4 protein-coding genes are annotated in these 9,757 nt (G+C 61.2%); all 4 read right to left on the reverse strand.

Annotated elements, in window-relative coordinates; all coding sequences use genetic code 11:
• The coding region (locus R4P70_RS25665) for an Ig-like domain-containing protein (protein WP_317832422.1) at positions 1-1,490 on the reverse strand (1,490 nt) is incomplete at its 3' end.
• 91 nt (positions 1,491-1,581) lie between these two features.
• Positions 1,582-4,464, reverse strand: coding sequence for an Ig-like domain-containing protein (locus R4P70_RS25670; protein ID WP_317832424.1), 2,883 nt, complete (start codon positions 4,462-4,464; stop codon positions 1,582-1,584).
• Positions 4,465-4,494: 30 nt separating this feature from the next.
• Positions 4,495-7,371 carry an Ig-like domain-containing protein gene (locus tag R4P70_RS25675; RefSeq protein WP_317832425.1) on the reverse strand — a complete coding sequence of 959 codons (2,877 nt, stop codon included), beginning with the start codon at positions 7,369-7,371 and terminating at the stop codon, positions 4,495-4,497.
• Positions 7,372-7,591: 220 nt separating this feature from the next.
• Positions 7,592-9,757 (reverse strand): Ig-like domain-containing protein (locus R4P70_RS25680; protein WP_317832427.1); only part of this gene is annotated, 2,166 nt, incomplete at its 5' end.

A 9,757-nucleotide genomic window follows, 5' to 3' on the forward strand; every position in this document is an offset into this window, starting at 1 on the left:
GGAGCAACCGTCGCGCTCAGATCAACAGCCGCACCCGTAACCGCCGTCGGGGGAACCGAGAGTGACGTCGTGGTCTCCACATCCACCGGAGCCGGATCAGAGACCGTCACCGTCTGAGCAGGCGCCGACGAACTCACGAACCCAGCACCAGCGATGAAGTCAGCCGTAACACTCTGCGCACCAGCAACATCGAACGCATGACTCAATGTCGCAACACCCGCGGAGACTGTCACCGGTGAACCGATCGCCGCACCGTTCGACTTGAACTGCACCGTGCCGACAGCGTTGTTCGGAGCAACCGTCGCGCTCAGATCAACAGCCGCACCCGTAACCGCCGTCGGGGGAACCGAGAGTGACGTCGTGGTCTCGACATCGACCGGAGCCGGATCAGAGACCGTCACCGTCTGAGCCGACGCCGACGAACTCACGAACCCAGCACCAGCGATGAAGTCAGCCGTAACACTCTGCGCACCAGCAATATCGAACACGTGCGACAGAGTCGCAACACCCGCGGAGACTGTCACCGGTGAACCAATGGCCGCGCCGTTCGACTTGAACTGCACCGAACCCACAGCGTTGCTCGGAGCAACGGTAGCGGTCAGATCAACCGCAGTACCCGCAATCGCCGTCGCGGGAACCGACAACGACGTCGTCGTCTGCACATCCACCGGAATGGGGTTCGAGACCGCCACGTTCGCGGCGGCGGATGTTGAACTCGCGTACGCCACCGCACTTGGCGTAAATACCGCTGTCACGGAGCGTGAGCCAACGGATCCAAAAGAGTGAGCCAATGTGGCCACACCACCACTGACGGTGACAGGGGACCCGATATTGCTGCTGTTGTCCTTGAACTGGACAGCCCCCGGCACGTTGTTGGGCCCGACTGTCGCCGTCAGGTCTACCGACGAGCCCACCGTCGCGGTGGCCGGCACAGACAGCGTAGTGGTGGTGTCACGCTTGGCAACCGTCACCGACGGTCCCATGGTGGAATGATCTTCGGAGACTCCGAAACCACTGCTGCCCATCACGGTGCCCCTGGCTGTGACGCCACCACCGAGTGCACCGAACGCGCAGGAATCCGTGACGAGGTACGTCACGCTGAATGTCCACGGATTGTTTCCGTTGACCAGCCAGCCGGCATTGGTCACAGTGACTGACGTTCCCGTGACGGACGACGGAGTGATCGACGACGTAGACCCTCGCGTCAGTTTCGCAGAGCCCGTTTCGTACGTCAGGCAGGCGGGGTGTACATCGACGAAGGTGTTGATGTACCCGTCGATACCGGACTTGGTGAGGGCAGTTGTGTACGTGATCTTGTCACCGAGATACACGGTGTCGACGTTGGAACTGCGCGTGAACCGGTACTTGCCCTCGGAGACGGTTGCCGTCGCAGCAGAGGAGACGGTAGCCGAGATGGAACCGACCGTCAGCAACGCCACTGAAGCGACGCCGACGAGGGCTATGCCACGGCGAATCAGGTTACGCGACATGGAAACTTCTCCAACCTGAATCGCAGAACTGTTGATGTGACATAGCTACTCCCGTCGACGGTATTCGAATACTGCAGATGCTGTGACCAGGTCAGGAACCGAACGGAAGAGACTCCAATGATCCCGTTCCGAGCGAACCGGTACCGCCGTTGCCGCCGTCACCGGGCGCCGCGTTGACCTGGACGGTGCGGACATCGGACGTGGACCCCGTGAATCCGGCTGCGCCACTGTAAATCGCCTTGATCGAGTGGACACCGGTCGTCGTGAATGTGTGGTTGAGGGCAGCGATCCCGTTGATTACCGCCACAGCCTCACCGATCGGCGTATCCCCGTCCATGAACTGCACGGTTCCCCCGTTCTGCACCGAGGTGACAGTGGCGGAGAGAGTTACCGACTTGTTGACGGTCGAACTGCCGGGAACGGTTATTCCTGTGGCTGTTGCGATGTCGGACGGAGCCGGAGCGGTGACGTTCACCGTGCGTGCCAGTGCCGTTGACCCGATGATTCCCGAGCCGCCTGAATACACCGCGGTGATGGTGTGAGGTCCCGTGGTCGTGAACGTGTAGGACAAGCCGGCAGCGCCAGCCGTCACAGCTTCCGGACCACCGATCGCAACGCCGCCGTCGAAGAACTGCACGGTGCCTTCTCCGACAATTCCGTCAGTCGACGTCCGGACGCTCGCCCACAGGTCCGTTTCCACACCGGTTTTCGCTTCGCCGGGCACGCTGAGCAATGTCACGGAACCCTGATCGGCAACACTCACCTGGACGGACTGAACACTGGATGTCGATCCGTTCACCCCGTTAGTTCCCGAGAACACCGCCGTGATGTCGTGCGAGCCGGCCGCGGTGAAGGTGTGGCTGAGCGTCGCTGAACCATTCGTCACCGCAATCGCACCGCCGATGTTCGTACCGCCATCCTTGAATTGCACCGTTCCACCGTTGCCCGCGGGCGACACAGCGGCTTTGAGGTCGACGGCGTTTCCGGTGTTCGCACTGGGCGGAACAGTCACGGTAGTCGCCGAGTCAACTGCTGCAGTCGACACAGTCACGGTCTTGGGTGCCGAGATCGAGCCGCCGAATTCCGCACCGCCGGAGTACACGGCCGAGATGCTGTGTGCACCGTTGGCGGTGAACTGATGTGAGAGTGTCGCCGATCCGTTGACCACGGCTACTGCACTCCCGATGTTCGCCGCGCCGTCTTTGAACTGGATGGTTCCCGAGCTTGGTGTCGGCGAGACCACCGCAGTCAGATCGACTGCTGCACTGGTCGAGGCAGCGACCGGAGCACTGAGCACTGTGGTCGTGTTCTGTTGAACGAGAGCCACTGTGACGGTCGAAATTTGGGAATTCGACGCACCGAAGCCTGCGACACCCCAGTATTCGGCAGTGATGTCATGTGTGCCGGTAGCGGTGAACGTGTGGGAGACAGAGGCAATTCCGCCACTCACTGCCACCGGGCCACCGATCGCCACTCCACCGTCCTTGAACTGGACGGTTCCACCGTTGGGTTGCGGGTTCACGGTTGCCGTCAATGTGACGACAGCGTCCTTGTTCGCGGTGGGAGGCACCTGGAGTGTCGTGGTCGTGTCTTGCGTGGCACTCGAGATCTCGATTGTCTGCGCCTCGGCGGTCGAACCGTCGAAACCTGCAGTGCCGGAATAGACTGCGGTGATCGAATGCGCACCGGTTGTGGTGAAAGTGTGGCCGAGCTTCGCTGCTCCGGCCGTCACCGGAATCGCACCTCCGATGTCGATCCCACCGTCCTTGAACTGCACCGTTCCACCGTCGGTTGCCGGTGAGATGTATGCGTTCAACTCGACGGAGGTCTGCTCGACAGCGCTCGCCGGCACGGTGACCGACGTACTCGTATGTTCATTGGGTGCCGCGACGTTCACCGTCTGTGCCGACGACGTGGATCCGAGAAACTCGAGAACCCCGTCGTATGCGGCGGTTATGGAATGGCTCCCCGCTGTTGTGAAGGTATGCGGCAGTGTGGCAACACCATTGACGATGGTGACGGGAGTACCGATGTCGGTTCCACCGTCCTTGAACTGAATGGTGCCGCTGGTCGGCGCCGGCGAGACCTGCGCTACCAGGTCCGTCGACTGGCCGACGGTGGCCGTCGTTCCGGATGTGAGGGTTGTTGTCGTGCCCACCTGTGTGACGACGTTGACAGTGGCCAGCGCCTGACCACCGGCATTCAATCCACCATTGTTCGAATCACGCGGCGAGCAGTTGTACCGCTCCCAGTACCCCGGCCACAACGTCTCGTACTGCAGGAACGTGAACGCGTTTTTCGGTGAATTGAACGAGCCCGAATCACCGTCGGTTGCACGCAACTTCGGCTGCACCGTGCTGCCGGCGGCACCGGCAACCACCGTCACATCGATCGCCGGCAACCGGAAGGTATTCCCCGCTGCGACCTCGATTCCGCCGTCGCTGTTCTTGCTCGAGCTCGGGCCGTTGCTGCCCTTGTTGTTCGAGTCAGCAGTCTGGTTGTTCCCCGAAATACGTAGATGCGTACCCGCACCATCCGGCGAACCGCCGTCGTTGATCCGAATCACCGACGGAGCCACACCTGACAGATTCGACGATGAACCTGTCACCACTCGCGCATCCACGAAGGACACACCCGAAGGAATGTCGAAGTCGTACTTCAGTCGTGTCCACTTACCGACACTGCGACCCGCATGGCCACCTGTCGGCACTGACATCGCATTCGGTTGCACCCGGTACGTGAAGGTCGACCCTGCCACTACCTTCTCCGGCGCCGACACCGTCACACCCGTCGAATGAAACACATCCGAGATGTCAACGGCCAAATGCTCGTAGCCGTCACACCCCAACTTGAAGTCGACGCTCTTCTCCACGGGCGGCGACGACGACGGAGCCGCCGAAGCAACACCACCGGCCACCAATACACCGCCGACCAACGCCGCCACCACAACCGCGGAACTTCTTCTCACAGACACGAATACTCCTCAGCTAGCAACGCACGAAGGTCAGGAACCGAACGGAAGAAAATCACTGGATCCGCCGCCACCGTTGCCGGTCGAGGCCTTCTCGACGAGGACGGAAGTAGCCGCCGACGTCGAGCCGGAGAATCCGGCAGCACCGCTGTAGACAGCGGTAATCGGGTGGGCACCCACCTTGTCGAAGGTATGCCCCATGGTGGCATCGCCGTTGACCAGTACAACCGCTTGACCGATTGGTGTGTCGCCATCCATGAACTGCACGGTTCCACCTGCGGTCTCCGAGGCGATGACGTTGGCGCTCAACGAAATTTGCGAACCCACCGTGACTGTGCCGGGTACTGATATGACGGTGGCGGTCGAGATGTCCGACGCAGTCGCCTGCGACACGTTGATCGAACGTGCCTGCGCTGCCGAGCCGTTACGGCCTTCGGATCCGCTGTAGGTCGCAACGATCTCGTGTGCACCCGTAGTGGAGAAAGTATGTGTCAGCTTGGCGACTCCGTCGAATACGAACACCGGCGCACCCAGGCTGACCCCTCCGTCGGAGAACTGAACGGTTCCACCGGTCGAAACAGGCTGCCCACTCGGCAATTCGAACACCGAAGCCCAAAGGTCGGTGGCGGCGCCGGTCTTTGCTTCGCCGGGAACACTGAGCAGAGTGGCGGTGCCGAGATCCGCGAGACTGACCTCCACGGTGCCCGGGGCGGACGTGGAACCGTCGAATCCGACAGCGCCGCTGAACGCAGCGGCAATATCGTGAGACCCGGAATTCGTGAAGACGTGGCTGAGCGTCGCGACACCATCGACCACGTTGACCGGATATCCGATAGGCGAGCCCGCGTTCGTGAACTGGACGGTGCCACCGGAAGGCTTCGGTTCAACCGATGCCTTCAGATCTACGGCACCGCCGGTCCGGGCGGTCGCCGGGACGGTCACCGTTGTCGACGTAGCCACATCGGAGGACGTCACCTCGATGCTCTGCGCCGTCGAAACCGATCCTGCGGATGTCGGATCACCGGAATAGAGCGCAGTGATCGCGTGCGTTCCAGCCGTCGTGAAGGAATGGGTGACGACAGCTACACCGTTGTCGACGGCAACCGGATCGCCGAGCGGCACTCCCGCGTCGGCGAACTGAACGGTGCCACCCGCTGGTGCGGGATTGATCGTCGCGCGCAACTCGACCGGGTTCCGAGTCGATGCCGATTCCGGCACGGTGACTACCGTCGTGGTGCCGGAGATTCCGTCATCGATCGTGATCGTCTTCGGTAGCGACGTCGAGGCTGTGAAGCCCGCCGCTCCCGAGTAGATCGCGGTGACCGAATGACTGCCTGCCGAATCGAAACTGTGGGTAAGGTTTGCTGTCCCTCCGACGAGTTCGACAGGGGCACCGATATCGACTCCACCGTCCTTGAACTGAATCGTTCCGCCAGTGGGCGTCGGGAAGACTGATGCGGACAGCGCTACTTGGTCACCGGTCGCAGCCGACCCGGAAAGGTTGACGAATGTTGTCGTCACCGAATCTGCTGCTGCGACTCCGACGATCTGTGGAGTTGACGTCGAGCCGGCAAATTCGGTTGTTCCGCTGTAGATCGCAGTTATCGAGTGCTGTCCGGGAGTTGTGAAGGAGGTGGTCAGCTTGACCTGGGCGGAGGTAACCTGCTGCGGCGCACCGAGATTGTTCGATCCGTCCTTGAACTGAACCGTGCCACCCGTCGGTGTCGGTGAGATTGTTGCGCTCAAGTCCACTGGCACGTTGATCGCCGAATTCTCGGGCGCGGTGACTGCAACCGATGTCGCAGTGCGTGCGGACTGGACCTTGATCACCTTGGGCGCCGATGTCGATCCGGAGACTCCGGATACGCCGCTGTATTCGGCAGTGACACTGTGGTCGCCGGCCGTCGTGAACGTGTGTGGAAGCGCGGCGGTGCCGTTGACAACCGCGACCGGTCCACCGATCAGGTTGTCTCCGTCCTTGAACTGAACCGTGCCACCGGATGTTCCACCGGAAACGCCTGCAGTCAGGGTTATCTCGGTGCCTACGTATGTCGAGGCCGGTAGGTTGAGCTGTGTGGTCGAGGGTGCATCAGCACTCGATACTGCGATGGTCGCCAGCGCGCCTGCGCCACGATTGAGCCCCGATCCCGTTCCGTCCCGCGGAGAACACTTGGTCGGCGCCCACTGGGTTCCACCGAGAAAAGTTGCTTTGGCGAGCTGGGTACTGAAATTCTCGCTTGCGTTGTAACTTCCGGCGCTGCCGGACGTCCGCACCTTCGGAGTGATGGCCGTCCCGGCGGTGCCTGCGACGACGGTTACCTCGACGGCCGGCATCTGGAACCAACTGTCCCCGTTGCTGTTGGACGATCCGTCCAGATTCTTCTTGAGCTTGGGAGCACGGATTCCCCCTTCGCTGTTGGTGCTGTTCGAAGTGCCGTTGGCGATGACTTCGTTGTTGCCCGACAACCGAAGCAGAGGCCCTGCCGAATCGGCTGAACCCGACGTGTTGATCCTCAGCACGCCTGCCGGAACCCCATCGAGGTTCTTACCCGTGTTCGGCAGCACCGCGGCCTGAACGAATGTCGTGTTGTTCGGAATCTCGAAATCGAACTTCAACCTCGACAGATTGCTGGTAGTCGCACCGGAATCACTGTCCGGGTATGAAGCCGGGCCCGGCTGAATCGTGAATGTAAATGTCTCTCCGGATACCACTTTGGTCGGCGCATTGACGATGACGGAATCGTCTTTGGTCTTGTCGACGTTGATGGTCGCCGATGCGCGGCACGTACTTTTGAACGAGGTCGTGGTGGTCTGCGCAGCGGCCTGCCCACCACCTATAAGCAGCATCCCGGCCACCAGGGCAGCGCCGGTCAGGGGCGCGGCACAGTGCCGGAGCGTCGAGATGTGCATTGGTTCTTCTCTCGGAATACTCGAACAGAGCGAAAATCAGAATTGAAGCTGGACGCCCGTACAGTACCCGTCAAAAGTAGTACTTGTATCAGTTTTTTCGGACAAATACCGACAAAAAATCACGAATTGCCGATAGTTCCGCTAACGACCAATCATCGATTTGCGAAGAGTGATGCCCCTTGCGCCTGTGGGGCACAAGGGGCATCACATCATCGGAGAATCAGGAACCGAACGGCAGCGACAACGATCCGAGCGAACCGAAGTCACCGCCCCCGTTGCCGACGTTCACAACCGATGCAGTCGACGTGGAACCCGTGACACCCTGGGCGCCGCTGTAGACCGCGGTGATCGAATGGTTGCCGGTCGTGGTGAAGGTGTGGCTCAACACAGCCTGCCCACCGACAACATCAACGGCAGTTCCGATCGGAGTCGTTCCGTCGAAGAACTGGACGGTTCCCGACGTCGCGCCGGAAGAACTGACCACAGCCTTCAGCTGCACCGCCGTGCCGACCTTTGCCGAGGACGGAGCCGTCAACGACGTAGAGCTTTCGACATCCGACGGGGTCGGAACCGTGACATTGACGTCGACAGACTCCGCAGTGGACGACGTGAACACACCGGATCCACTGAATACAGCCGAGACTGCAAAGGTGCCTTCTGCTCCGAATACGTGCGGCAGCTTGGCAACTCCGTCCACAACCGCGACCGGGGCGCCCAGATCGACTCCACCGATCTTGAACTGGACCGTTCCGCCGGAAGGCACCAGGGCGTCCGAGGGATCTTCGGACACTGTCGCGAAGAGATCAACAGGCAGTCCGACCTTGGCTTCACCCTGAACACTCAGCACCGTCTTTGTCGCCTTGTCGACCGGAGCCGGATCAGAGACCGTCACCGTCTGAGCCGACGCCGACGAACTCACAAACCCAGCACCAGCGGTGAAGTCAGCCGTAACACTCTGAGCACCAGCAACATCGAACGAACGCGACAGAGTCGCAACACCACCAGTCACCGTCACCGGAGAACCGATCGCCGTGCCGTTCGACTTGAACTGCACCGTACCGACAGCATTGTTCGGAGCAACCGTCGCCGTCAGATCAACCGCCGTACCCGTGATCGCCGTAGCCGGAACCGACAACGACGTCGTGGTCTCGACATCCACCGGAGCCGGATCAGAAACGGTCACCGTCTGAGCCGACGCCGACGAACTCACAAACCCAGCACCTGCGGTGAAGTCAGCCGTAACACTCTGAGCGCCAGCAGCATCGAACGCATGACTCAATGTCGCAACACCAGCAGCCACCGTCACCGGTGAACCGATCGCCGTGCCGTTCGACTTGAACTGCACCGAACCGACAGCATTGTTCGGAGCAACCGTCGCCGTCAGATCAACCGCCGCACCCGTGACCGCCGTCGCCGGAACCGAGAGTGACGTCGTGGTCTCGACATCCACCGGAGCCGGATCCGAAACGGTCACCGTCTGAGCCGACGCCGACGAACTGACAAACCCTGCACCAGCGGTGAAGTCAGCCGTAACGCTTTGAGCGCCAGCAGCATCGAACGCATGGCTCAATGTCGCAACACCACCAGTCACCGTGACCGTAGAACCGATCGCCGTGCCGTTCGACTTGAACTGCACCGTACCGACAGCATTGTTCGGAGCCACCGTCGCCGTCAGATCAACCGCCGCACCCGTGATCGCCGTCGCCGGAACCGAGAGTGACGTCGTGGTCTCCACATCCACCGGAGCCGGATCCGAAACGGTCACCGTCTGAGCCGACGCCGACGAACTGACAAACCCTGCACCAGCGGTGAAGTCAGCCGTAACGCTTTGAGCGCCAGCAGCATCGAACGCATGGGTCAATGTCGCAACACCACCAGTCACCGTGACCGTAGAACCGATCGCCGTGCCGTTCGACTTGAACTGCACCGTACCGACAGCATTGTTCGGAGCAACCGTCGCCGTCAGATCAACCGCAGTACCCGTGATCGCCGTAGCCGGAACCGACAACGACGTCGTGGTCTCCACATCCACCGGAGCCGGATCAGAAACGGTCACCGTCTGAGCCGACGCCGACGAACTCACAAACCCTGCACCAGCGGTGAAGTCAGCCGTAACACTCTGTGCACCAGCAGCATCGAACGCATGACTCAATGTCGCAACACCACCAGTCACCGTCACCGGTGAACCGATCGCAGTGCCGTTCGACTTGAACTGCACCGAACCGACAGCATTGTTCGGAGCAACCGTCGCCGTCAGATCAACCGCAGTACCCGTGATCGCCGTAGCCGGGACCGACAACGACGTCGTCGTCTCCACATCCACCGGAGCCGGATCAGAAACGGTCACCGTCTGAGCCGACGCCGACGAACTCACAAACCCTGCACC

Source organism: Rhodococcus sp. IEGM 1241, from assembly GCF_033142365.1.
Lineage (GTDB): Bacteria > Actinomycetota > Actinomycetes > Mycobacteriales > Mycobacteriaceae > Rhodococcus_F > Rhodococcus_F erythropolis.